The organism is Erwinia wuhanensis (assembly GCF_030484085.1).
Classification (GTDB): Bacteria; Pseudomonadota; Gammaproteobacteria; order Enterobacterales; family Enterobacteriaceae; genus Erwinia; species Erwinia aeris.
The window spans coordinates 281,196-303,802 of sequence record NZ_JAUJUH010000002.1 but is presented as its reverse complement, the minus strand read 5'-3'; the positions used below and the strand labels follow the sequence as shown (position 1 = coordinate 303,802).

At 57.7% G+C, this 22,607-nt stretch carries 21 protein-coding genes; 14 read left to right on the top strand and 7 right to left on the bottom strand.

Annotated elements, in window-relative coordinates; all coding sequences use genetic code 11:
• Positions 1 to 46 precede the first annotated feature (46 nt).
• On the top strand, positions 47 to 2,482 hold the full coding sequence (locus QZH36_RS05825; RefSeq protein WP_301729811.1) for a DUF3772 domain-containing protein: 2,436 nt from the start codon (positions 47 to 49) through the stop codon (positions 2,480 to 2,482).
• 305 nt (positions 2,483 to 2,787) lie between these two features.
• On the opposite strand, the gene dld is transcribed toward QZH36_RS05825, so the two are convergent.
• A complete protein-coding gene (dld, locus tag QZH36_RS05820; RefSeq protein WP_301251279.1) occupies positions 2,788 to 4,521 on the bottom strand; it encodes a D-lactate dehydrogenase in 1,734 nt (577 codons plus the stop codon).
• Between the two features lie 148 nt (positions 4,522 to 4,669).
• Between dld and bglX the strand changes: the two genes are divergently transcribed.
• Positions 4,670 to 6,967: a beta-glucosidase BglX gene (gene bglX / locus QZH36_RS05815; RefSeq protein WP_301729810.1), complete on the top strand. Its 2,298-nt coding sequence runs from the start codon at positions 4,670 to 4,672 to the stop codon at positions 6,965 to 6,967.
• 56 nt (positions 6,968 to 7,023) lie between these two features.
• Here bglX and QZH36_RS05810 read toward each other — a convergent pair whose 3' ends face one another.
• The 3 genes from QZH36_RS05810 to QZH36_RS05800 form a co-directional block, all read right to left on the bottom strand.
• Positions 7,024 to 7,509: a GNAT family N-acetyltransferase gene (locus QZH36_RS05810; RefSeq protein ID WP_253454807.1), complete on the bottom strand. Its 486-nt coding sequence runs from the start codon at positions 7,507 to 7,509 to the stop codon at positions 7,024 to 7,026.
• A 364-nt stretch (positions 7,510 to 7,873) separates the two neighbouring features.
• On the bottom strand, positions 7,874 to 8,263 hold the full coding sequence (locus QZH36_RS05805; RefSeq protein WP_301729809.1) for a lysozyme inhibitor LprI family protein: 390 nt from the start codon (positions 8,261 to 8,263) through the stop codon (positions 7,874 to 7,876).
• Entirely contained in the window at positions 8,260 to 8,457 is a 198-nt protein-coding gene (locus QZH36_RS05800) for a hypothetical protein (RefSeq protein WP_301729808.1), read from the bottom strand. The genes QZH36_RS05805 and QZH36_RS05800 overlap by 4 nt, the downstream gene beginning before the upstream one ends.
• Before the next feature lie 221 nt (positions 8,458 to 8,678).
• Between QZH36_RS05800 and QZH36_RS05795 the strand changes: the two genes are divergently transcribed.
• From QZH36_RS05795 to idi, 3 genes are all read left to right on the top strand, one after another.
• Positions 8,679 to 9,551, top strand: coding sequence for an oxygenase MpaB family protein (locus QZH36_RS05795; RefSeq protein ID WP_301729807.1), 873 nt, complete (start codon positions 8,679 to 8,681; stop codon positions 9,549 to 9,551).
• A 100-nt stretch (positions 9,552 to 9,651) separates the two neighbouring features.
• A complete protein-coding gene (locus tag QZH36_RS05790; RefSeq protein ID WP_301729806.1) occupies positions 9,652 to 10,758 on the top strand; it encodes a suppressor of fused domain protein in 1,107 nt (368 codons plus the stop codon).
• Between the two features lie 85 nt (positions 10,759 to 10,843).
• Positions 10,844 to 11,392, top strand: coding sequence for an isopentenyl-diphosphate Delta-isomerase (gene idi / locus QZH36_RS05785; protein ID WP_301729805.1), 549 nt, complete (start codon positions 10,844 to 10,846; stop codon positions 11,390 to 11,392).
• Here the strand turns inward: idi and QZH36_RS05780 are convergent.
• Positions 11,361 to 12,851 carry an MFS transporter gene (locus QZH36_RS05780; protein ID WP_301729804.1) on the bottom strand — a complete coding sequence of 497 codons (1,491 nt, stop codon included), beginning with the start codon at positions 12,849 to 12,851 and terminating at the stop codon, positions 11,361 to 11,363. The two genes, idi and QZH36_RS05780, sit on opposite strands and share 32 nt — an antisense overlap.
• A 183-nt stretch (positions 12,852 to 13,034) precedes the next feature.
• Between QZH36_RS05780 and osmF the strand changes: the two genes are divergently transcribed.
• Genes osmF through QZH36_RS05760 form a run of 4 tightly spaced genes read left to right on the top strand, consistent with a single transcriptional unit; the run spans position 13,035 to position 16,777 of the window.
• Positions 13,035 to 13,952, top strand: a complete 918-nt coding sequence (gene osmF, locus QZH36_RS05775; RefSeq protein WP_301251268.1) for a glycine betaine ABC transporter substrate-binding protein OsmF — start codon at positions 13,035 to 13,037, stop codon at positions 13,950 to 13,952.
• Between the two features lie 14 nt (positions 13,953 to 13,966).
• A complete protein-coding gene (locus QZH36_RS05770) occupies positions 13,967 to 15,121 on the top strand; it encodes an ABC transporter permease (protein WP_301251266.1) in 1,155 nt (384 codons plus the stop codon).
• A complete protein-coding gene (locus QZH36_RS05765) occupies positions 15,118 to 16,050 on the top strand; it encodes an ABC transporter ATP-binding protein (RefSeq protein ID WP_301251265.1) in 933 nt (310 codons plus the stop codon). The genes QZH36_RS05770 and QZH36_RS05765 overlap by 4 nt, the downstream gene beginning before the upstream one ends.
• Position 16,051: 1 nt before the next feature.
• Positions 16,052 to 16,777, top strand: coding sequence for an ABC transporter permease (locus tag QZH36_RS05760; protein ID WP_301729803.1), 726 nt, complete (start codon positions 16,052 to 16,054; stop codon positions 16,775 to 16,777).
• Here the strand turns inward: QZH36_RS05760 and QZH36_RS05755 are convergent.
• Both QZH36_RS05755 and QZH36_RS05750 read right to left on the bottom strand, forming a co-directional pair.
• A complete protein-coding gene (locus QZH36_RS05755) occupies positions 16,764 to 16,868 on the bottom strand; it encodes a protein YohO (RefSeq protein WP_125288804.1) in 105 nt (34 codons plus the stop codon). The two genes, QZH36_RS05760 and QZH36_RS05755, sit on opposite strands and share 14 nt — an antisense overlap.
• A 132-nt stretch (positions 16,869 to 17,000) precedes the next feature.
• Entirely contained in the window at positions 17,001 to 17,732 is a 732-nt protein-coding gene (locus tag QZH36_RS05750) for a MerR family transcriptional regulator (protein WP_253454795.1), read from the bottom strand.
• A gap of 217 nt (positions 17,733 to 17,949) precedes the next feature.
• Between QZH36_RS05750 and QZH36_RS05745 the strand changes: the two genes are divergently transcribed.
• The 5 genes from QZH36_RS05745 to dinG all read left to right on the top strand — a co-directional run bounded on the left by QZH36_RS05745 (position 17,950) and on the right by dinG (position 22,598).
• The gene (locus tag QZH36_RS05745; protein WP_253454794.1) at positions 17,950 to 18,480 is read left to right on the top strand and encodes a GNAT family N-acetyltransferase; all 531 of its coding nucleotides are present in this window, start codon (positions 17,950 to 17,952) and stop codon (positions 18,478 to 18,480) included.
• Between the two features lie 152 nt (positions 18,481 to 18,632).
• A complete protein-coding gene (locus tag QZH36_RS05740) occupies positions 18,633 to 18,905 on the top strand; it encodes a type II toxin-antitoxin system RelE family toxin (RefSeq protein ID WP_301251263.1) in 273 nt (90 codons plus the stop codon).
• 70 nt (positions 18,906 to 18,975) lie between these two features.
• On the top strand, positions 18,976 to 19,344 hold the full coding sequence (locus QZH36_RS05735) for a helix-turn-helix domain-containing protein (protein WP_301729802.1): 369 nt from the start codon (positions 18,976 to 18,978) through the stop codon (positions 19,342 to 19,344).
• 187 nt (positions 19,345 to 19,531) lie between these two features.
• Positions 19,532 to 20,308 (top strand): DUF3750 domain-containing protein, encoded by a 777-nt coding sequence (locus QZH36_RS05730; protein WP_301729801.1) that lies wholly within the window; start codon positions 19,532 to 19,534, stop codon positions 20,306 to 20,308.
• A gap of 127 nt (positions 20,309 to 20,435) precedes the next feature.
• A complete protein-coding gene (gene dinG, locus QZH36_RS05725; RefSeq protein ID WP_301729800.1) occupies positions 20,436 to 22,598 on the top strand; it encodes an ATP-dependent DNA helicase DinG in 2,163 nt (720 codons plus the stop codon).
• Positions 22,599 to 22,607 lie beyond the last annotated feature (9 nt).

The following is a 22,607-nucleotide window of genomic DNA, read 5'->3' as shown; positions in this document are numbered from 1 at the left end:
ATAGCGCGCGTTTGCCCGCCCGATTGTCTGATATCTGGAACTTTTCATGTCTACCATAGTGACTTTTTTACGCGCCTGTCTGTTTGCGCTGATCGCGTTTTCGCCCGCGCTGAGCTGGGCCGCTGACGATGATGCCAGCCAGCAAACCGCCGAGGCACCGGCCAAACTCAACGCCGCCGTTGAGCTGCCTAAAATGCAGAAGGTGCTGGATAAAATCAAACAGCAGGTTTCCGGCGAAACCAACGACAGCAAGCTTAGCGCGCTGAACGAGATGGCGCAGGAGCTGTCCGGCGACGCCGACACGCTGGTGCAGGCCATTACGCCGCAGCGTGCTCAGCTTCAGGCCCAGCTTGACGTGCTCGGCCCGCCGCCGAAGCCGGAAAGCGGTGTTAAAGAGACTTCGGAAGTCACCAGCAAGCGTAAAAATCTGCAAAACCAGAAGGCAAAAATCGACGATCAGATTAGCCAGGCGGAAGCGATTAAAAGCGGCGCGACCAACCTGTCTACGCAGATCGTCAGCCTGCGCCGCGATGCGTTAAAGACCCAGCTGGCCCTGAACGCGGGCAGTATTTTCGGGCCACGCTTCTGGTCGCCGCTGTACAACAGCCAGAGCAACGACAATGAGAAAGTGAAAGGCTTTCTTGACGAGCTGGCCGATACGGCGGTGCTGGCCTGGCAGCCGGACTGGCGCATGGGCACGGTGGTGTGGATAGTGTTAGCGGGCCTGGTGGCGACGTTCGGACGCCGCTATATGGAAGAGTTTCTGGCGTGGGTGGGTATTCATCGTCTGCCGGAAGGACGTTTGCGCCGCAGTTTTCTTGCCGCCGCGATTGCGCTGACCACGCTGGCCGCCGTGGTGCTGGCCTTTAACTTCCTCAACCTGGCCTTTACCCGTCATCCTGACGTGACGGACGACGTGCGCGCCTTTGCCGATAAGCTGGTCGGCCTGAGCATCTTCTGCGGTCTGATTGCGGGCCTGGGCCGGGCGTTTCTCTCCACGCGTCGGCCTTCCTGGCGTCTGCCGACGATTTCCAACGAAGTAGCGCTGGCGTTAAAACCCTTCCCGCCGCTGATGGCGGGACTGGTGTTTGTGTTTCAGGCGCTGGAAAACCTTAACAGCAGCGCCAATACCAGCGTCGCCACCACGGTGATGGCAAACGGCATCACCGCGCTGCTGATCGGCGCGGCGGCGCTCTCTATCAGTTTCCGCACCAATCGCGTGCGCCGCAAACTGGCGCTGGAAGGCGCGCAGCCGGAAGCCAAATCGACGCTGGTTGGCCTGATCCAGATGGCGATCACGCTGACCGGCGTGGCGATTATGGCGGCGCTGGTGATCGGCTACGTCACGCTGGCGCGCTTTCTGAGCTACGAGCTGGTTTGGGCGGGGATCGTCTGCGGCTCGTTTTATATTCTCAGCCACCTGGTGGCCGACGCCAGCGAATCGCTGTTTTCTACCAGCAACGCCACCGGCAAAGGCATTCAGCGCTCGCTGAATATCGACGAGCGCCACCTTTCCCAGGTCGCTGCGCTGCTGGGCGCGCTGGGTAAAACCGTGCTGGTGCTGATCGCCGCGATAGCCTTGCTGAACGGCACATTCAGCAGCGCCACGCCGATTGAGCTGGTGCAAAAAGCCATTGAGTTCTGGGGCGGCAAAGGGCTGGAGTCGCTGAACATCGTGCCGGCGCACGTGCTGAACGCGCTGCTGTGCCTGATTGTCGGCATCTACGTGCTGCGTTCGGCTCGCCGCTGGCTGGATCAGGATTTCCTGCCGAAAACCACTATGGACACCGGGATGCGGGTGTCGCTGATTACGCTGTTCAGTAACCTGGGCTATGTGTTGGTGATCCTGCTGGCGCTGTCGGTGATGGGGCTGCAATGGAACAAGCTGGCCTGGATCGTCAGCGCCCTGTCGGTCGGTATCGGTTTCGGCCTGCAGGAAATCGTTAAAAACTTTATCTCTGGTCTGATCCTGCTGACCGAACGGCCGGTAAAAGTGGGCGATCTGGTCAGTATCAGCGGCATTGAAGGGGATATCCGTCGTATTAACGTGCGCGCCACCGAGATCCAGCTGGGCGATAAATCCACGGTGATCGTGCCGAACTCGCAGTTTATCTCGCAGAACGTGCGTAACGCGACAATGGGTAACGCGCAGGGCGTGGCGACCATTACGCTGACGTTCCCGCTGGATATCGATCCGGTCAAGGTGCGCCAGCTGCTGCTGGACGTTTATGTCGATAACGAGCGCATTCTGGATACGCCGGAGCCTTCCGTCACCTTTAAGGATCTTACCCCGGCCGGCATTGTGCTGTCGGTGACCGGCAACGTCACCAGTCCGCGCCAGGTTTCCGGCGCGAAGAGCGATCTGCTGTTTGATATTCTGACGCGGCTGCGCAAAGAAGGCATCGTGCTTTCCACGCCGCAGACGATGATCGTCGAGCAGCGTAACGGTCAGAAAGTGATGGTGCAGGACGGCGAGGCGTAAACGCCAGGCGGCATATGCCGCAGGAGATTACTGACAAACTCATATGCTGTCACCAGGTCGCGTTCGGGCCGGTGAAAAGCAGCAGAGGCAGATCGGAACACGGACGCGCACGTCCCTCCAGGCTCGTTTGGCGCGTCCATGCGCCAAAACGGTCCGCTTATCCGCTCAGCCTCTGCTGCTGCGGGGCTGCGGTTTCGCTGCAAAAAGTCCGGTTCGCACGTATTCTTTATCTTTATCTTTATCTTTATCTTTATCTTTGTCAGCAGTCTGAGGCGGCATGACTATCGGTCATGCCGCTATCTGGCTTAGCGTTCCGCTTTCCCTGTACAGCCACACTCCGCCCAGTTTTTCGCCCGGGTGGTCTTGCCGATGCCGGGGTTAAAACTGTTGGTGGGATCGAGCTGCTGATAAAAAGCTTTCAGCTGCGGTTTGGCCTGGTAAAGATGGCCTACGTTATGTTCGGCAGGATATTCCGCGCCGCGCTCGCTGAGGATCTGCAACATCTTTTCCTTCAGGGCATGCGCGTCAACGCCCTTTTTCACGATGTAATCCTGATGGAAGACGTGGCAGAAAAAGTGGCCGTAATAAAGACGATGCACCAGCGCGTCGTCAAATTCCGGCGGCAGCTTTTCAAACCAGTCGCGATCGTTGCGGCGCAGGGCGATATCCAGCGCCAGAATATCCTCTACTTCCTGCTGATGCACCGCATGATAGCGAACGGCCGCGCCTGCTGCGGCAAAGCGATGCAGAAAGGCCTTGCCGCCTTCTTCCGGCGTGCACTCAAAATAGTCGCCGTCCGCCTGCTGAAAATAATCTTTCAGGTACTGGCGCGCTTCCTCCACGCCCGGCCCGGCCATTTTCAACATCAGATGATGCTCGAAACGATCGCGGTAAGCTTTCAGCCTGGCGGGAAGGTGTGAAGGCAGCAGGCCGCTGATTTTTTGCATCACGCGGTCGGTAAGGTTGGGCTTAATAAACGAGAAGCGCTTCAGCAGCGCGTCGGTATGGCCTTTCAGCGCGAAAAACAGCGGCATTTTATCGGTGCCGAGTTTATCGATCATCACAAAGGTGTCTTTACCGTAAGTTTCGGCAATATCAAACATATCGCGGTGCAGATATTCGCCTGCCACCGGCAGTTCGTTAAAGTGTTGCAGGATATAGCGGCGCAGCTCGTCCAGCACGGCAGGCTGATTGGTGCCGATATAAAAAACCTGCTGGGCTTTTTCGCTGGTGAAGGTATCCAGCCGCACGGCGAAGACGGCCAGCTTGCCCGCACAGCCGGAAGCCTCAAACAGCCGCCGCGCATCGGCGTTAAAGCGGGAGGGCGTATCCGCCTCGACTTCGCGCACGCGTTCCGCGTAGTCGTGATCCGACGCGTGTCGCCTGTCGTAGCGCACATCTTCAGGCCGCCAGGTTTCATCATCAAGCCGGCTGAGAATTTGCTCCGGCGTGCTGCCCAGCTCAATACCAAGATGGTTTACCAGCACCAGCCTGCCGCTGGCATCTTTTTGCGCATAGAGCGCCATTTCGCTGTAGGCCGGGCCGCGCTTAATCAGCGAACCGCCGGAGTTGTTGCAGATGCCGCCCAGCACCGACGCGCCAATGCAGGAGGAGCCAATCACCGAATGCGGTTCGCGCCCCAGCGGCTTAAGGATTTTTTCCAGCTGATAAAGCGTGCTGCCGGGAAACGCCAGCACCTGTTTGCCGTCATCCAGCAGCTGAATTTTATCCATCCGGCGGGTGCTGACAATCACGATGTCGCGATCGTAATCGTTGCCGTTTGGCGTCGAGCCTTCGGTAAGGCCGGTATTGGCCGCCTGCATCAGCACGATGACGTCTGCCGCCACGCAGGCCTGTAAAATGCGCCACTGTTCCAGCAGCGTGCCGGGAAACACCACGGCCAGCGCTTCGCCTTCGCCAGAGCGGAAGCCTTTGCGGTAGCGTTCGGTTTTTTGCGGATCGGTCAGCAAGTGGGCGCGGCCGACGATGCGGCCCAGTTCCGAAACCAGCCTGCTGCCGGTTGATGAGGGTCTGTTCATATCCTTGTGTCCTTTTTTATCGCACGCCCTAACTTTAGCACCGCTGAACTAAAGCAGGCTCAACCGGCTTGAAAACTACCTGCTATCCTCAACTTATGGCACACTCGCCGCACGATTTTCTGTCGTTTACCTGAGAGAAACTACCCTGATGAAATGGATTTGTTCTGTTAGCTTCGCCGTTGCGCTGGCGCTACAGCCTGCCTTTGCCGACGATAACCACGGGCAGCACCCGCTGACGCCCGAAGCTCGCGATGCCTTTGTGAGCAACCTCCTGCAGAAAATGACGCTGGATGAAAAAATCGGCCAGCTCCGGTTAATCAGCGTCGGCCCGGATAACCCGAAAGAGGCTATCCGGGAAATGATCAAGCAAGAGCAGGTCGGCGCGATCTTTAATACCGTCACGCGCCACGATATCCGCGCGATGCAGGATCAGGCGATGCAGCTCAGCCGCCTGAAAATTCCGCTGTTCTTTGCCTATGACGTGGTACACGGTCAGCGTACCGTTTTCCCTATTCCGCTGGCGCTGGCGGCAAGCTGGGATCTGGATGCTATCGCAACCGTGGGGCGCGTGTCGGCTTATGAAGCGGCGGACGACGGCCTGAACATGACCTGGGCGCCGATGGTGGACGTCACGCGCGAACCGCGCTGGGGCAGGGTATCGGAAGGGTTCGGCGAGGATACCTGGCTGACCTCGGAGATGGGCCGCATGCTGGTGGAATCCATGCAGGGCAAAAGCCCGGCGGATCGCTATTCGGTGATGACCAGCGTGAAGCACTTCGCCGCCTATGGTGCGGTAGAGGGCGGTCGCGATTACAACACGGTGGATATGAGCCCGCAGCGGCTGGCGCAGGACTATCTGCCGCCTTACAAAGCGGCGCTGGACGCGGGCAGCGGCGGCGTGATGGTCTCACTGAATTCAATCAACGGCGTGCCTGCCACTTCCAATAGCTGGCTGCTGAAAGATTTGCTGCGGGATGACTGGAAGTTCAAAGGCATCACCATCAGCGATCACGGCGCGATCAAAGAGCTGATGAAGCACGGCGTGGCCAGCGATCCGCAGGATGCCGTACGTGTCGCCATCCAGTCCGGCGTGAATATGAGCATGAGCGACGAATACTACAGCAAGTATCTGCCGAACCTGGTAAAAAGCGGCGCGGTCAGCATGGCGGATATCGACGATGCCACGCGCCACGTGCTTAACGTCAAATATGATATGGGGCTGTTTAACGATCCCTACAGCCATCTTGGCCCGGCGGAGAGCGATCCCAAAGACACCAATGCCGAAAGCCGCTTACACCGGCCGGAAGCGCGTGATGTCGCTCGCAAAAGCATCGTGTTGCTGAAAAACCGCAATGACACGCTGCCGCTGAAAAAAGCGGGCACTATTGCGCTGATCGGCCCGCTGGCCGACAGCCAGCGCGATATTATGGGCAGCTGGTCGGCGGCAGGCGTTGCCTCGCAGTCCGTTACCGTCATGCAAGGCATTAAAAACGCTACCGCAGGCAAAGCCACGCTGCTTTACGCCAAAGGCGCTAACGTCAGCGACAACAAGGGCATTCAGGACTTTCTGAACCTCTATGAAAAAGCGGTCACGGTGGATGCGCGCACCCCGCAGCAGCTGTTGGACGAAGCGGTAGAGACGGCGAAAAAAGCGGATGTGGTGGTTGCCGTGGTGGGCGAAGCGCAGGGCATGGCGCATGAAGCGTCCAGCCGCAGTGATATCACCATTCCGCCTTCGCAGCAGGCGCTGATTAGCGCGCTGAAGGCGACCGGCAAGCCGCTGGTGCTGGTGCTGATGAACGGGCGCCCGCTGGCTATCGTTAAAGAGAGCCGCGAAGCGGATGCGCTGCTGGAAACCTGGTTCAGCGGCACCGAAGGCGGCAACGCCATCGCGGACGTGCTGTTCGGCGATTACAATCCGTCCGGCAAGCTGCCGATGTCTTTCCCTCGTTCGGTAGGGCAGATCCCAATCTACTACAACCACCTGAACACGGGGCGGCCTTACGATCCGGCAAGGCCGAACAAATATACCTCGCACTATTACGATGCGGAGAACGGCCCGCTTTATCCGTTTGGCTACGGGCTGAGCTATACCAGCTTTACGGTATCGCCGGTCACGCTTTCGGCTAAAACCATGCCGCGTAACGGTCAGGTTTCGGCTTCGGTCACGGTGACCAACACAGGCAAGCTTGACGGCGCGACCGTGGTGCAGCTTTACCTGCGTGACCAGGTCGCCAGCGTTAGCCGCCCGGTGAAGGAGCTGAAGGGCTTTAAGCGCATTATGCTGAAAGCGGGCGAGTCGCAGACCGTGACCTTCCCTGTTGACGTGAAGGCGCTTAAATTCTGGAACGCCAAAATGCAGCAGGTGGCGGAACCAGGTAAATTCAGCGTGATGATCGGGCTGGATTCTGTTCACACCAGCGATGCGGAATTTGATTACCTGTAAAAACCGGGCGTGAAGGCCCGGCTGTAGACATCAGGAGGCGAATATTCGCCTCCTTTTCACTTTCCTGCTTCGGCAAATTTCAGCAGCGCGTCGCCGTCCAGGCGATAACGCACCCATTCGCTTTGCGCCACGGCGCCAATGCTTAAATAGAAGTCGATAGCGGGCTGATTCCAGTCCAGCACGCTCCACTCCAGACGACCGCAGCGGCGCTGCACGGCCAGCTGCGCAATATGCTTAATCAGCGCTTTGCCCGCGCCGTTGCCGCGCGCATCGGGCGAAATATAGAGATCTTCCAGATAAATGCCGTTGCGGCCAAGCCAGGTTGAGTAGCTGGTAAAAAACACCGCATAGCCGACGGCGGTGCCATCCACTTCGCAAATCAGCGCTTCGGTTTTGCTTTCTGCGCCAAACAGCGTCTCGCGAATTTCCTCCGGCGTGGTCACAACTTCTTCCGGCGCTTTTTCATAAACGGCCAGCTCATAAATCATCGCGTAAATGGTTTGCGCGTCTGCCGGACGGGCCTGGCGGATAGTGATACTCATGGCTTTTCCTTTTCCCTGCGGGTTAAAGCGGATAAGCATAAAGGTTATTGCGTGCGGAATTAAGCGCAATCAAAATTTTTACCTGCGCCCGACTCTCCCTGTGATGCGAAGTTTCCGCACCGATATGGTGGATTTTTCAGTCAGGAACCACGCGTGACCTTTTTACATAATCTGGATAACAGCTGGAAAGCTTTCGCCGCCGCTACGATCGCCAGCTTGCCGCTGCAGAGGGCATTTGTGCATTTCGTCGTGGTATGGCCGCCGATTTGCTACCGTAGACGGCGTTTGTACATTCCTGCCCCCTGGCGGCAAGAAAATCCGGGCAACTAACGGTGAGCATACCGGCTGGCGTGGCTTGTACTGGTTAAATATTGGCTATCATTTCTGCCAGCTCCGTGACTCTTTTTTCCGACATATCAGTAACACATTGATTAATTGCCGCGGTATGACGCTGGTTATTTTCGTCGATCTGAAAGGCATAAATATCACAAGTAGCGTGCATATAATTAAGCCATGCTACCTGAGATTTTTTAATTTTAGCCAGAAGATCCTCACCAATATTTTTATGCTCAGTGTGGCTATGAGTAACTTCAGTTAAATACTTACTGTAAACAGCATCCAGCCTTTTGGTAGCGGCCTCCTTTTTGATATATGAGCAGTTATAGTACTGCTCGCTATTGGTGATCGTCGCGCAATTCTCCTGAGCAAAGCTCGCCTGGCAGATAAGTAATACGAACGCGAGAGATTTTTTCATCGCGACTCCAGTAAATAGTTTTCTCTTTGTCTGGCAGGCTCATCATCACGAAGGGTCGGCGTATTTCTTATATAATTAATAAGTTCCTGTGGATTATTATGTGCACCAGCCAGCATAGGGCGCGCGCTTTTGGTATATTTACTATTGCTGCCTTCAGCTCTGAAGGTTAATAATCCTTTTTCTGGTTCAAGCATATTCCCTTATCCTTTTGATATCTGATTTAAAGGCTGAGTAAGCTACTCGAGAAATATAACGAAGTATCATCTTGCTTGCAAAGTCTAAAAAAGAACAAAGGAATATTATATAATTTATTACATCGGCAAGGCCGGATGTCACGTTGGCACGAAGATGAACTGCCCGAAAACGCAGCCTGGGCTGTATCAGACGTCATTAACGCCCCAAAATCAGGAAAATAATGCTTTCACTCAGAGACAGGATCCAGCAGCAGGTCTTTCGCCTGAACGGGCTGGCGATGAACGACTTCGACCTCAGCCAGCCGCCTGGCGATCCCGGTCTTTACGGGCCGGACAGCGTTATCTGGCAGGTGCACGGCGATTTCTCGTCGATGCTGTGCGGCGGTATCTCCGCGCTGCTGATGCAGATGCTGCATCCGCAGGCGCTGGCAGGCGTCTGGGATCACTCAACCTTTCGCGAGGATATGTCAGGCAGGCTGCGGCGCACCAGCCAGTTTATCGCCGTGACCACCTTTGGCAACACGGCGGACGCCCATACGTTAATTGAGCGCGTAAAACGGATCCATCTGCGGGTAACGGGCGTTGATGGCCAGGGCAACCCCTATGCCGCCAGCGATCCGGCGCTGCTGACCTGGGTACACGTGGCGGAAACCAGCCGCTTTCTGGCTGCCCATTTACGCTATAAAAATCCGCAGCTCAGCCGCGAGGATCAGGATCGCTATTATGCGGAGGCCGCCGTGGTGGCCGAAGCGCTGGGTGCGAAGCAGGTGCCGAAAACGGTACAGGAAGTTGAGGCTTATCTGACGGCGATGCGGCCGCAGCTGCGCTGTGACGAGCGCACCAGAGCGGTGCTCGCCGTGCTGCTGACCATGCCCGCGCCGAGCTGGCAGGCGCGTCCGGCCATGCGCACTATGATGATGGCGGGCATTGAGCTTTTGCCCGAATGGACGCAGCAGCAGTTTGGCTTTCGCTTTTCCGGCTGGCGGCGGGCGCTAATCCGCCAGCGGATGAAATGGCTGGCGTCCGGGCTGCGCTGGTGCGTGCGTCGCGGCGGCTATTATCGTGCCATGCAGCGCATGGGGCGCGAAATTTGAGATTATTACCCTTGTTGTGACATGGCGCGCACGGGCATCCTGCTCTATTCTCCGGGAAATTCCGGGAAAAGGGATGACCCTGAACCCTTGTCGAGGCGCTATGACACAGACGTACCGGCTGGCTGAAGTCTTTAATCAGCAACAAACCCTTATTGCCACGGTTGAGCAGGATGAGCGCACCGCCTATTTCTACATTCGTCCGGCCGAGCCGTTTCGCGGCCAGTTTGCCGTGCGCGGCTGTTGGCTGAGGAACCTGCTGCCCGCGCCCGCGCAGGAAGACAGCGAGGCGATGGCGCAGGGCATTCCGCCGCTGCTCAGCGCCGAATACTGCCGCACGCTGGAAGCGGAGCCGATATTGCATCCGGCAGGCCTGCAGGTTATCTGGACGCCCGGCGATGACGGTGCGGCGCTCTGGTATCAGGGGCAGCTGCTGGCGGTTATTCCCGGCTGGAGCCTGTATCAGGATAAACAGGTCAGCTTTTCCGCTGGCTGCATCAAAGAGAACCGGCTGACCGCGCCGCTGGGTTCCGCCTCTACCAACAGCTGGTACGCGCGGGCGGAGAAAGATCGTCTTTTCTGGCGCGACTGGCAGGATGCCCAACCGTGGGAAGGCATTCAGCGAGAAATGCTGCGCTACTACGAGACGCAATATGGCGAGTCGCTAAAGTACTACGCTATCGACCAGGGCAGCTGGCCGCCAATGGCCATCTCGCAGCACTATCATCAGGGCAACTGGTATTTTCTGACGCTGGGCATGAGCATCCGGCCCATGCCGTGGATCGATTTCCTCTATAAGGATAAAGACGCTGCCGATCATCGCCGTATCGAGCTGGCGATGGCGATCGACGGCGAGGTGATGAGCGAAGAGAACGCGGTGCAGATGGCCAGCGCGCTGGCAAGCTTTGCGCATTTTCCCTGGGCGCGCCTCAGCTGGCTGGGCGAAGGGCACACGCTCTCTTCCGCCGTCGCGCCGATAGGTTTTGAAGGCTTTTTGCTTTCGGCCACGCTGGGCGACAGTTTCACACTGCCGCCGCGCGAAGGAGAAAAAGTGACGCTGTTATGGGCCACGCCGGTGACGGCCGCCGAGCAGGAATTCGTCGAACAGGAACCACAAGGCGGCCTGCAATTAGTGGAACGTTTAACCGAGGCGGGGTGTAATCCTGTCTTTCGGGCGCGGCCCGAGCTGGTGGATCCGCCGGCTGGCTAAGCCGTCATACTTTCGCTCGATTTTACCCAGCCACGGCCGCCAAAGATATGCCACAATTATCTGAGATAATTCTTAAGAGGTGTGCATGTCTGCAATCGAAGTTATCCTGGTCGACGACCAGGATCGCGCCATCGGTCGAATGGAAAAGCTTGAGGTTCATCAGAAAGGATTGCTGCATCGCGCGGTCACCGTTTACGTGTTTAACTCCCGCCATCAGCTGCTGCTGCAACGGCGCGCCAGCGGTAAATACCACTGCGGCGGGCTGTGGAGCAACACCACCTGCGGCCATCCTTACCCGGAAGAGTCGACGCGACACGCGGCCGAGCGACGCCTCAATGAAGAAATGGGGTTATCGCTGAGGCTACAGCCCATGTTTGAGCTGAGCTATTACCTGCCGCTGGCAAATGGCCTGATCGAACATGAATATGGTCACGTCCTGTTTACCCTGAGCGATGAGCTGCCGCAGCCTAATCCGGAAGAAGCGGACGACTGGCGCTACGCTTCTCTGCCGGAAATTCAGCAGGAAATGGCGGTGCACCCCGAGCGTTTTACGCCGTGGTTTCTGCATACCTTCGCCCGCATCCCCACCGAATTTGCCCGCTTTACTGCGGCCGCGCTGGCGGTTCAGCCGTAAAATCCTCGGCGTCCACGTCGTAGCCTGACGGCTCCCAGTGTACCAGCAGCAGCGCCAGCAGGCCCGCCAGCGGCGCAAGGCCGATGACCCAGAACACGTTAGTGCCCAGCGCCGCCGACAGCAGCGGAAACAGAAACAGCGACAGGGTAGAGCTGCCGCGCATCAGCGTCTGGTTCATACCCACGCCCACGCCGCGTAGCGAGGTTGGATAGCTAAGCGAGGCAAAAGTCATGGTATGCGAGCCTGGCCCAAAGCCCTGGCCCAGCAGAAACAGCGCCAGCATGGCGACAGACACCGCCGCCTGCGTGCCGTCGTCCGGCCTGCCCACCAGCGCCAGGCCGAGCAGCGCCACAAACTGGCAGCCGTAGCCGGCTACCGTCATCCGCCAGGCGCCCAGACGCGGCACTAAACGTACCGCCAGCAGCCCGCCAACAAAGGCGAACAGCAGATTCAGCGCCAGCGAGACCAGGATGGTGGTCAGCATCGACTGCGCCAGAAAGCTGGAGAGGATCACCGGCAATCCAAACGCAACGGCGTTATAGGCGAAAGCCGAAGCGACGGCGGTAACGGTAGCGAGCAGCGTACGACGCAGGTAAATGCCCTTAAACAGTTCGCCATAGTTGCGCCAGCTGGCGCGACGAACCGGCACGGCGGGCGTCAGATCGGCTTCTTTCGCCACCTGCGCATTGATGCCGTAAGAGCGCCGTAAAATAGCGGCCGCACCATGCAAATCGCCCTGGTTAGCGGCCCAGACGGGCGATTCGCTCATATAGCGACTGCGAACGGCGATAATCAGCAGCGCGGGTACCGCGCCAAAGCCCAGGATAATCCGCCACAGCAAGCCCGCCTGTGCTTCCGGTAGCACCGAGTAAAAAAACAGCACCAGCAGATAAGAGACAGAAATAGCGGCATACCAGGTAGGGCACCACATGGCAATGCTGGCCGCCTTGTTGCCTCGTCCTTTCAGCTTCGAGAACTCCGCTAAAAAAGCCATCGCTACCGGCAGATCGATGCCCACGCCCAGCCCCATCACAAAACGCGCGCCCGCCAGTACGTATTCGTTTGGCGCAAAAGCGCAGGCCAGCGCGGCCACCACAAAGAAAAACATATCGGCCATAAACACGCGGTAGCGGCCAATTTTATCGGCGAGATAGCCGCCAATCAGCGCGCCGACGATAGCGCCAAAGGCGATAGCGGAAGCCACCATGCCTGCGCCCGCAGGCGTCAGGCCAAACTCTTTGGTGACGTCCTTCATGCCAAACGCCAGCGCGCCCAGATCGTAGGCGTCCAGAAACACGCCACCCAGCGCAATCGCGATCACGATATGCGCATTGCTACGCGCCTGGGTACTGTTGTTGACCAGCGTTGCAACGTCCGCAGCCTGACGGATAAACAACGTTTCGCCCGTTGGCTCGCTCCCTGCCGTGGCGACATGCGATTCAGCCGTTAAGTCAGTCATGAGGTTATATTCAGTTTTAGTGGTGTGGTTTGTGAGCATACTCCCGGCACTGGCAGAGTTAAATTCCCGCTGGTTATAAGTTACAACCAAACGGTGCAATGTAATTTAGTTGTAAGGCGGCGGTTTTAAGTGGTTAATTCTTCAGCTACTCTTGAAGCTGAGTCGATAACAGGGAAACGCGAAATGGCTAAAAGCATAAGATTGGGCGGCGCGCTGGCGCTGGCGGTTTGGCTGGCGATGGCGGGCGGCGCGCAGGCGGCGGAGGCGGTAAAGGTCGGGTCGAAAATTGATACGGAAGGTTCGCTGCTGGGCAACCTGATTTTACAGGTGCTGGATAAACACGGCGTAAAAACCGTGAACAAAATTCAGCTGGGAAATACGCAGGTCGTCAGGGGCGCCATCACGGCGGGCGAACTGGATATCTATCCGGAATATACCGGCAACGGCGCTTTCTTCTTCCACGACGAGAAAAATCCCGCCTGGAAAAATGCCCAGGCAGGCTATCAGCTGGTTAAGAAGCTCGACGGCGAGAAAAATCATCTGATCTGGCTGACGCCGTCGCCCGCTAACAATACATGGACCATCGCGGTACGCGGCGATGTGGCGCAGAAAAACAAGCTCGCCACGCTGGCCGATCTCAGTGCCTGGCTGAAAAGCGGCGGCGAATTTAAGCTGGCGGCCTCGGCGGAGTTTATCGAAAGGCCCGACGCGCTGCCCGCTTTTGAGCGTGCCTACCAGTTTAAGCTGGATCAGGATCAGCTGCTGTCGCTAGCGGGCGGCGATACGGCCGTTACGCTGAAAGCGGCAGCGCAGCAAACCTCCGGCGTTAACGCGGCGATGGCTTACGGCACCGACGGCCCGGTAGCGGCGCTTGGCCTGCAAACGCTGAGCGATCCCAAGGGCGTGCAGCCCGTATACGCGCCGACGCCGGTTATCCGCGAAGCGGTGCTGAAAGCGTATCCGCAAATCGGCGACTGGCTGAAGCCGGTTTTCGCCTCGCTGGATGAAAAAACGCTGCAGCAGCTTAATGCCAAAATTGCGGTAGAAGGGATGGACGCGAAAAAAGTGGCTGCCGACTATCTGCAACAGAAAAATCTGTAGCCACGCGCGGCAAAATGACTATTCGGGTACATAACCGCGTTACGTTGACGCTGGCGCTGCTGCTGACGGCAGCGCTGACGGCGCTGCCGTTTCTCAACTGGGCGCCGAACCGGCTTGTTTCCGGTCAGCCGCTTGGGCTGCAACAGGTAGCCAACGGCCTGGGCTGGTGGCTGTTGCTGCCCGCATTGTTACTGATGCTGCTCGCTTTTTGGCCGCAGAAGCGCACCAGCCTGGCCTTAACGCTGCTCTGTAGCGAAACGCTGTTTATCGCGCTGATCGCCGCTGGCGGTTATGCGGCCGCCTCGCTGGCGCAGCAGGGCCATCCGCTGGCAAGAACCTCTCTGGGCAGCGGCTTCTGGCTGGCAGCCGCGCTGGCGCTGCTGATGGCGACAGATGCCATCAGCCGTTTGACCCGACAGGCGTTATGGCGTTTGCTGCTGAACGCGCAGATCTGGCTGCCGGCGGTCTTTTTGCTGCTGAGCGGCCAGCTCGACGCGCTTTCCCTGCTGAAAGAGTATGCCAACCGGCGCGATGTCTTCGACCAGGCGCTGTCACGACACCTGCTGATTTTGGGCGGCACGCTTTTGCCGGCGCTGCTGATCGGCGTGCCGCTGGGCTGGTACTGCTGTCGTCGTCCGGCCATACAGTCATCGGTTTTCGCCACGCTGAATATCATTCAGACCGTGCCTTCCGTCGCGCTGTTTGGCCTGCTTATCGCCCCACTCAGCGGGCTGGCGCGCGAGTTTCCGGCACTGACCACGTTAGGCATCAGCGGCATCGGTATGGCGCCCGCGCTAATCGCGCTGGTGCTCTATGCGCTGCTGCCGCTGGTGCGTAGCGTCGTGAGCGGGTTGCAGAACGTGCCGCAAGCGGTGATTGAAACCGCGCGGGGCATGGGCATGAGCGGCGGCCAGATATTCCGCCAGGTCGAGGTGCCGCTGGCGCTGCCGGTACTACTTGCCGGTCTGCGCGTCACGGCGGTGCAAACCATCGGCATGGCGGTTATCGCCGCGCTGATCGGGGCGGGCGGCTTCGGGGCCGTCATTTTTCAGGGCCTGCTCAGCAGCGCGCTGGATCTGGTCATGTTGGGGGTGATCCCTGTTATCGCCCTGGCGGTGGCGGTGGATACGTTATTTAAGCTGTTGCTCTCCGGGATACAACGCCAGTGATTGAATTCAAAGAGGTGAGTAAATATTTTGCGGGCAAGGCGGCGGTCAGCGATTTGACGCTGCATATCGCCAAAGGCGAATTTACCGTGCTGATCGGCACGTCCGGCTGCGGTAAATCGACCACGCTGAAGATGATTAATCGTTTGATCGAACACGATAAGGGCGCGATACGTTTTGGCGGCGAAGAGATCCGTCGCTTCGACCCGCAGGCGCTGCGGCGGCGAATGGGCTACGTTATCCAGTCCACCGGGCTTTTCCCGCACTGGACGGTAGAAAAAAATATCGCCACCGTGCCGAAACTGCTGGGCTGGAGCAAGCCGCAAATCGACGCGCGCGTCAGTGAACTGCTGGCCTTGCTAAATATGGAAGAGACGTTTCGCCATCGCTATCCGCATCAGCTTTCCGGCGGGCAGCAGCAGCGTATTGGCGTGGCGAGAGCGCTGGCAGCCGATCCGGAAGTGCTGCTGATGGATGAGCCTTTCGGCGCGCTCGATCCGGTGACTCGCGCCACGCTTCAGCAGGAAATTGCCCGTATTCATCGCCTTTCCGGCAAGACGATAGTGCTGGTAACGCACGATATCGACGAGGCGCTGGCGCTGGCAGACCGGCTGGTCTTAATGGACGGCGGCAAAGTGGTGCAGCAGGGCACGCCGACGGCGCTGCTGACAAAACCCGTTAATGACTTTGTGCGTCGCTTTTTCGGCCAGAGCGAATGGGGTATTCGCCTGCTTTCGCTGGGGCTGGCAGGCGAGGCGGCGCGGCGAGACGAATGGCTGGAGGAGGAAGGCATTGCGGAAACGCTGACGCTGCGCGAAGCCCTGTCGCTGTTTATTGCGCGTGGAACCGACCGGCTGGCGGTACGGGACAGCAATCAGCAGCCGCTCGGCGTGCTGCATTTTGCCGATTTACTGCGGCAAAAGAAGCCATAATATGCGCCTGCTTCGCGATCCGCTCCTCTGGCTGATTTTACTGTTTGTAGCGCTGCTGCTGCTGATGCCCTATAGCGGCCCGCTGTTCGCGCGCGCTTTTCCCCAGCTCGACAGGCCGCTTTACCAGCAGGAAAGCTTTATCCGGCTGGCGCTGGCGCATATCCGGCTGGTGGCGTTCTCCAGCTTCGCTGCGGTGATAGTGGGTTTGGGCGCCGGTATTGCGGTAACGCGCCGGGCGGGAAAGGAGTTTCGCTCGGTAGTAGAAACGCTGGTGGCCGCAGGCCAGACCTTCCCGCCGGTGGCCGTGCTGGCGCTGGCGGTGCCGGTTATCGGCTTTGGCGAACAGCCTGCGATGGTCGCGCTGCTGTTGTATGGGCTGCTGCCGATCTTACAGGGCACGCTGGTCGGTATTGACGCGGTGCCGCCGACTTTGCGCGAGGTGGCGGCGGGCGTCGGTATGAGTCCGCGTCAAATACTGTTTAAGGTAGAGCTGCCGCTGGCCGCGCCGGTGATCCTGGCCGGGATCCGCACTTCGGTGATTATTAATATCGGCACGGCCACCATCGCTTCAACGGTGGGCGCTAACACGCTGGGCTCGCCGGTGATTATCGGGCTGAGCGGCTTTAATACCGCCTATATCTTACAGGGAGCCTGCCTGGTAGCGCTGCTGGCGATCGTGACGGACCGCCTTTTCGAGCGCCTGCTACGGCGGTTTAAGCGCGAATAAGGATGGTGTAGCCGGTCAGCATGACGCCGCCGATACCGCCCAGCGCCATCATTAAGAAGATAAAAATTACGCCGATTTTCTGCCAGTTCATACCGTTATCCGCCTGCCGTAAAAAAGAGAGCAAAGTATATCGCTTTTACTGAGCGGACGTTAAGCCTTTGCTGGTTTTTAGCAGGAGAAAACGGACGAGGCCAGCAGGGTGCTGGCGACGATGACCATAAAGCTATGCGGCCTGATGCGCCACGGCGTAGCCCTGTTCCTGCCAGTGGGCGATCTGCTCCTGCTGGCGGCGCGTCAGAGGTTTGCCGGTGAAAATAAACAGCTGCTGGCCGGGAAAAAGTTCAGGACGCGGCATCTCCAGCGGTTCGGCCAGCACTTCCATACGCCAGCCCTGCTGCGACAGACGCCAGGCCTCCAGCCAGATGCGCGTACGATCTTCCGTGCCCCAGCCGATAATCAGCGCATCCTTGCCGGGCTTCTTGCGGCTGCCTGCAAGGCAGAAGGTCACGTAATCGATCAGGATGCCGTCAAGCAGGCTGCACATCGTTCTGGCCGTATTTTGATCCAGGTTCAGTCGCTGGCGGATAGGAATAAAAACATGGTCAATCAGCGCCGCCGCCGGATGTTCCCGACCGGCCGTTGCCACTTTTGCTCTGAGCTTAGCGGGCCTGACGTGACGCAATACCGTCATCATCTCTTCCTGTAGCGTCATCCAGCCGTCGTGCGCGTTAACGCTTTCGCCTTCCAGCAGCGCTTTAACTTTGCCTACCGGTACGCCGCTCTCTATCCAGCGTTTAATCTCTTCAATACGCTGTATATCTTCATCATCAAACTGACGATGGCCGCCTTCGGTGCGCTGCGGTTTCAGCAAACCGTAGCGGCGCTGCCACGCACGAAGCGTAACAGGATTTATCCGACAGCGTTCGGCGACGTCACCAATACTGTATAAAGCCATGCCTTTCCTTAAACCTGTTTGACTCCCCTGAGCCTAACCAACTCTCTATTGTTGTACAACTATTATTTAATTGTACAACTTGCCGGGCGAGGCGCCACGTCGTATATCTTATTGAAACGCGGCGGGAAACCCTCAGTCTCCGTCACGCACGATAACGGTAGTCTACCCGTTAATCCACGTGTCGCCAAAGCACGATTTACAGGACGATCTGCTACTTATGACCACTATCACTTATTCGCTTCTTACCGCAGAAGAGGCCGCTAAAGGCCAGGATGAATTATACAATGTATTGAGCGCTTGTGTTGCGCTGGGCGCCAGTATCGGCTTTGTCAGTAACGAACCTGCACCTATGAAACAGTTCTGGACAGGGGTAATCGCCAGCCTCGCCAGCGGCGAAAAGCGGCTGCTGGTTGCACGTCGACAGCAGGAGATTGTCGGCACGGTCATCGTAGAATTTTGCGGCAAGCCAAACGGCTCTCATCGTGCAGAAATCGCCAAATTGCTGGTACATCCTGATGCCAGACGGCAGGGCATCGCTCGTGAGCTGTTAGGCCGCGCTGAACGGCTGGCGGAGCAGGAGGGCAAAACGCTGCTGGTGCTTGATACGCGCTCCGGCGATGCGGCCGAGCAGCTTTACCTGGCGCAGGGCTGGCAGGTTTGCGGGCAGATCCCGTATTTTGCTCTCTCGACCCGTGGCGAACCGGAAGCGACTACCGTTATGTACAAACAGGTCACGGCGGGTGTATAGCTACAGCCCTCGCAGTCCCGGATACAATAGCCGTCGCCAGTTTTTATAGATAAAAACACGACGTAGTTCTATTTTTATGTTGTTCTCATAGAATATAATATCTATATTTATCGAGTTTGATAAGGATGTATCCTTTAAAAGGTGGGCAAGGAATGCCGGAACTGAAATGGCGCAAAGCAGCGCGGAAACAACTTCTTGCTATCAAAAGCAAAAGCGACAGAGAAGCGATTAACGCAGCGGTGAATGAGTTAAAAAATTTTCCGCTGCACACGCCAAATCTGGACGTAAAGCCCTTGACGGCAGGTGAAGCCGATTACCGGCTAAGATGGGGTAACTATCGGGTATTATTCGACTATGTAAAAGACGGGGAACCCAAAATCATTGCCATCCAGCAAATTGCGAGGCGTACCAGCAAAACTTATTGAATAAAATTCGATTTGCCGAATTTGTCTTAAATAACTTCATTATTGCCGGTCTACTACAATGAGAAACGATATGATTGAATTCATCACTGACAGCGCCGGAAATCGCAAGGCGGCAATAGTGCCAATAGCGCTATTTGAAAAACTAACGCAAAGCGCCGATCTGGCTGAATTATGGGAATCAGTACCCTATGTTGCGGGAAAAAATGATGATGCTTTTATCCCCGGCGAGGTAGTCGATATTTCTGTGCAAAAAGGCGTAACGCTTCATGCGGCGTGGCGTCTTTATCGTGGCCTGACCCAAAAGCAGGTCGCTGAGGCGCTGAACATTACTCAGGCTTCTGTATCAGCCATGGAAAAAAGCGAGAGGCCACGCAATTTTAATTTGCACAAGCTGGCGGAGCTGTACAGTTGCCAGCCAGAGCAATTAACTGATGAATAACTAAAAGGCCGGGCAACCGGCCGGTTTTTGTGAATTTTACTCACGACGGCATGCGGTGGACAAAGATTGAATGCCGCGCCGGTTTTCAGTAATGTGATTCTGCTCACACCTTAAGCGACAGCATGCTGCTCGCTGATGTTATCCCACTCTCTGATCCGACCCGCAGCTGCGGGCAGCCAAAGGTATTATGTTCCTTGTAAAAGTGATAGGTATCAGTTTTATCTGTATGCTGCTGCTCTCTTTCGCGCAGAGCTACGTTAAGGCGACCCACAGCGGCGTCGCCATCAATGGCCAACATTGGTCCACAGCCAGACGTGATTCAGCAGAGATGGCGCCCGATCCGCAGAAGTTTATCGATACGGCCATCGTGCAGGTTTATACCGCGCCGACCTTTGGCTGGCGTGGACTGTTCGCCGTCCATCCGTGGATCATTTTTAAAAAGGCCGGCGAGAGCCAGTATCACCGCTACGAGGTGGTCAGCTGGGGCAGCAGCAACGTTATTCGCCATAATTACGCTTTGCCCGACGGCTACTGGTTTGGCGCTAAGCCCAGACTGCTGGTCGATCATCGCGGCGAACGCGCGGCGGCGATGATCCCGGCGATCGAAGCCGCTATCGGCAGCTATCCCTGGCCGCAAAGCTATCGGGTCTGGCCCGGTCCCAACAGCAATACTTTTCTGGCCCATATCGGCAGAGAAGTGCCGGAGCTGAAGCTCGATCTGCCTGCGAACGCCATCGGTAAAGATTTCCGCCCGCTGAGCCGTCCGGTGGGGCTGCCCGCCTCAGGCAAAGGCGTGCAGGTTTCACTGCTGGGCGTGCTTGGGCTGACGCTGGGTGCGGAGGAAGGCGTAGAGTTTAACGTGCTGGCCTTTAATTTCGGCATCGATTTTAAGCATCCGGCGCTGCGGCTGCCTTTTACCGGCAGGCTGGGCACCAATAAAATCGAAACGGACAGCGGCGAGTAAATTCGGCCCGTCAGCAGGCGCGGACAGCACCAGGTTGCGAGCCGCGCCGCAGGATTAACCTTCAGGGACTATTGCTGAACGAAATACTGTGTAAAAATACAGGCCGTTTCAATAAAAAGTGATTGATATGGCGCTAACTGCCGCGTTAAAAGCGCAAATTGCCGGCTGGTATAAGGCTCTCCAGCAGCAAATCCCCGATTTTATTTCCCGAGCGCCGCAGCGGCAGATGATTGCCGAAGTGGCGAAAACGCTGGCGGGCGACGAAGGGCGCCATCTGGCGATTGAAGCCCCGACCGGCGTCGGCAAAACGCTCTCCTATCTGATCCCCGGCATCGCCGTCAGCCGTGCGGAAGATAAGCCGCTGGTGGTCAGCACCGCCAACGTGGCGCTACAGGATCAGATCTTCACGAAAGATCTGCCGCTGTTGCAGAAGATCATCCCCGATCTGCGTTTTACCGCCGCGTTTGGCCGGGGTCGCTACGTCTGCCCGCGCAACCTGTCCGCGCTGGGCGGCGATGAAGAAAAGCAGGGCGATTTGCTGCTGTTTCTTGATGATGAAATGACCGCCAGCAAGGATGAGCGGGCGCTCTGTACTACGCTGGCGAAAAACCTCGATCGCCATCAGTGGGACGGCCTGCGCGACCACTGCGAAGAGACGATTGAAGATTCGCTCTGGCAGCGCATCAGTACCGATAAAGCCAACTGTCTGGGCAGCAACTGTCACTGGTTCCGTGAATGCCCGTTCTACCTGGCCCGGCGGGAAATCGAAAACGCCGACGTGGTGGTGGCTAACCATGCGCTGGTCATGGCGGCCCTGGAAACGGAATCGGTGCTGCCGCCGCCGAAAAATCTGCTGCTGGTACTTGATGAAGGACACCACCTGCCGGACGTGGCGCGCGACGCGCTGGAAATGAGCGGGGATATCACGCCCGCCTGGAGCACGTTACAGCTCGATCTTTTCTGTCGTCTGGTTGAACAGTGTATGGCGCAGTTCCGGCCGAAAAAGCCGCCGCATCTTGGCAATCCGGAGCGGCTTAAAGCCCACTGTGAAGAGGTGCGCGAGCAGCTGCAACAGCTGTCGCAAATCCTGGTGCAGCTGTTGCCGCCCGGCAATCAGGAAGGCGAATACCGTTTCGAGATGGGCCAGCTGCCGGAAGAGGTGATGACGCTGTGCGCGCGCCTGTTCAAACTCAGCGACGGGCTGCGCGGGCTGGCAGAGGCGCTGCTGAACGATCTCAGTGAAAAAACGGGGCAGTTTGACGTAGTGCGCCTGCACCGTACGCTGATCCAGATGAACCGCGCACTGGGCTGGTTCGAGGCCAGCAGCAAGCTGTGGCGGCTCGCCTCAATGGCGCAGGCCTCCGGCGCGCCGGTGTCCAAATGGGTGACGCGCGAGCTGCGTGAAGGTAACCCGCACTTACTGTTTCACTGCGCCGGTATCCGCGTCAGCGAGCAGCTGGAAAAACTGCTGTGGCGTAAAATCCCGCACGTGGTGCTGACCTCGGCCACGCTACGCTCGCTGAACAGCTTTCAGCGCCTGCAGGAAATGGCGGGCCTGAGCGAAAAGCCGGGCGATCGCTTTGTCGCGCTGGATTCGCCTTTTAACCACGTTGAGCAGGGCAAGCTGATTATCCCGCAGATGCGCTACGAGCCGATGCTGGCTAACGAAGTGGAACACCTGGCGGAAATGGCGCACTTTTTCCGCCAGCAGATTAAAGAAGGCAAACACAAAGGGCTGCTGGTGCTGTTTGCCAGCGGGCGGGCGATGCAGCAGTTTATCTCTTACCTGCCGGAGCTGCGGCTGATGCTGCTGGTGCAGGGCGACAGGCCGCGTCCGGCGCTGGTGGCGCTACATCGTAAAAAGGTGGAGCAGGGCGAAACCAGCGTGCTGGTGGGCCTGCAATCCTTTGCCGAAGGGCTGGATCTGAAGGGTGACCTGCTGTCGCAGGTGCATATCCATAAAATTGCCTTTCCGCCGGTGGACAGTCCGGTTATTTTGACGGAGGGCGAATGGCTGAAAAGCCTGAAGCGCTATCCTTTTGAAGTACAAAGCCTGCCGAGCGCCTCCTTTAACCTGATCCAGCAGGTGGGCAGGCTGATCCGCAGCCACGACTGTTTCGGCGAGATAGTGATTTACGATCGTCGTTTGCTGACCAAAAGCTATGGCGCGCGCCTGCTGGGCGCGCTACCGGTTTTCCCCATTGAGCAGCCGCCTATGCCGCCGGGGGAGCCGCCAAAAGCCGTTGCGGCCGTACCGGGTAAGAAAACCGTACGTCACCGCCGTCGCTAACCACCCAAC

Excerpts from the sequence above, each read along its gene's own strand:
- QZH36_RS05780 (WP_301729804.1), bottom strand. The coding sequence starts at position 12,851 with ATGACTGACTTAACGGCTGAATCGCATGTCGCCACGGCAGGGAGCGAG.
- QZH36_RS05790 (WP_301729806.1), top strand. The coding sequence starts at position 9,652 with ATGACACAGACGTACCGGCTGGCTGAAGTCTTTAATCAGCAACAAACC.
- QZH36_RS05755 (WP_125288804.1), bottom strand. The coding sequence starts at position 16,868 with ATGAACTGGCAGAAAATCGGCGTAATTTTTATCTTCTTAATGATGGCG.
- QZH36_RS05770 (WP_301251266.1), top strand. The coding sequence starts at position 13,967 with ATGACTATTCGGGTACATAACCGCGTTACGTTGACGCTGGCGCTGCTG.
- QZH36_RS05825 (WP_301729811.1), top strand. The coding sequence starts at position 47 with ATGTCTACCATAGTGACTTTTTTACGCGCCTGTCTGTTTGCGCTGATC.
- QZH36_RS05800 (WP_301729808.1), bottom strand. The coding sequence starts at position 8,457 with ATGCTTGAACCAGAAAAAGGATTATTAACCTTCAGAGCTGAAGGCAGC.
- osmF (WP_301251268.1), top strand. The coding sequence starts at position 13,035 with ATGGCTAAAAGCATAAGATTGGGCGGCGCGCTGGCGCTGGCGGTTTGG.
- QZH36_RS05730 (WP_301729801.1), top strand. The coding sequence starts at position 19,532 with ATGTTCCTTGTAAAAGTGATAGGTATCAGTTTTATCTGTATGCTGCTG.
- dld (WP_301251279.1), bottom strand. The coding sequence starts at position 4,521 with ATGAACAGACCCTCATCAACCGGCAGCAGGCTGGTTTCGGAACTGGGC.
- QZH36_RS05795 (WP_301729807.1), top strand. The coding sequence starts at position 8,679 with ATGCTTTCACTCAGAGACAGGATCCAGCAGCAGGTCTTTCGCCTGAAC.
- QZH36_RS05735 (WP_301729802.1), top strand. The coding sequence starts at position 18,976 with ATGATTGAATTCATCACTGACAGCGCCGGAAATCGCAAGGCGGCAATA.
- QZH36_RS05750 (WP_253454795.1), bottom strand. The coding sequence starts at position 17,732 with ATGGCTTTATACAGTATTGGTGACGTCGCCGAACGCTGTCGGATAAAT.
- QZH36_RS05740 (WP_301251263.1), top strand. The coding sequence starts at position 18,633 with ATGCCGGAACTGAAATGGCGCAAAGCAGCGCGGAAACAACTTCTTGCT.
- bglX (WP_301729810.1), top strand. The coding sequence starts at position 4,670 with ATGAAATGGATTTGTTCTGTTAGCTTCGCCGTTGCGCTGGCGCTACAG.
- QZH36_RS05810 (WP_253454807.1), bottom strand. The coding sequence starts at position 7,509 with ATGAGTATCACTATCCGCCAGGCCCGTCCGGCAGACGCGCAAACCATT.
- idi (WP_301729805.1), top strand. The coding sequence starts at position 10,844 with ATGTCTGCAATCGAAGTTATCCTGGTCGACGACCAGGATCGCGCCATC.
- QZH36_RS05760 (WP_301729803.1), top strand. The coding sequence starts at position 16,052 with ATGCGCCTGCTTCGCGATCCGCTCCTCTGGCTGATTTTACTGTTTGTA.
- QZH36_RS05805 (WP_301729809.1), bottom strand. The coding sequence starts at position 8,263 with ATGAAAAAATCTCTCGCGTTCGTATTACTTATCTGCCAGGCGAGCTTT.
- QZH36_RS05745 (WP_253454794.1), top strand. The coding sequence starts at position 17,950 with ATGACCACTATCACTTATTCGCTTCTTACCGCAGAAGAGGCCGCTAAA.
- dinG (WP_301729800.1), top strand. The coding sequence starts at position 20,436 with ATGGCGCTAACTGCCGCGTTAAAAGCGCAAATTGCCGGCTGGTATAAG.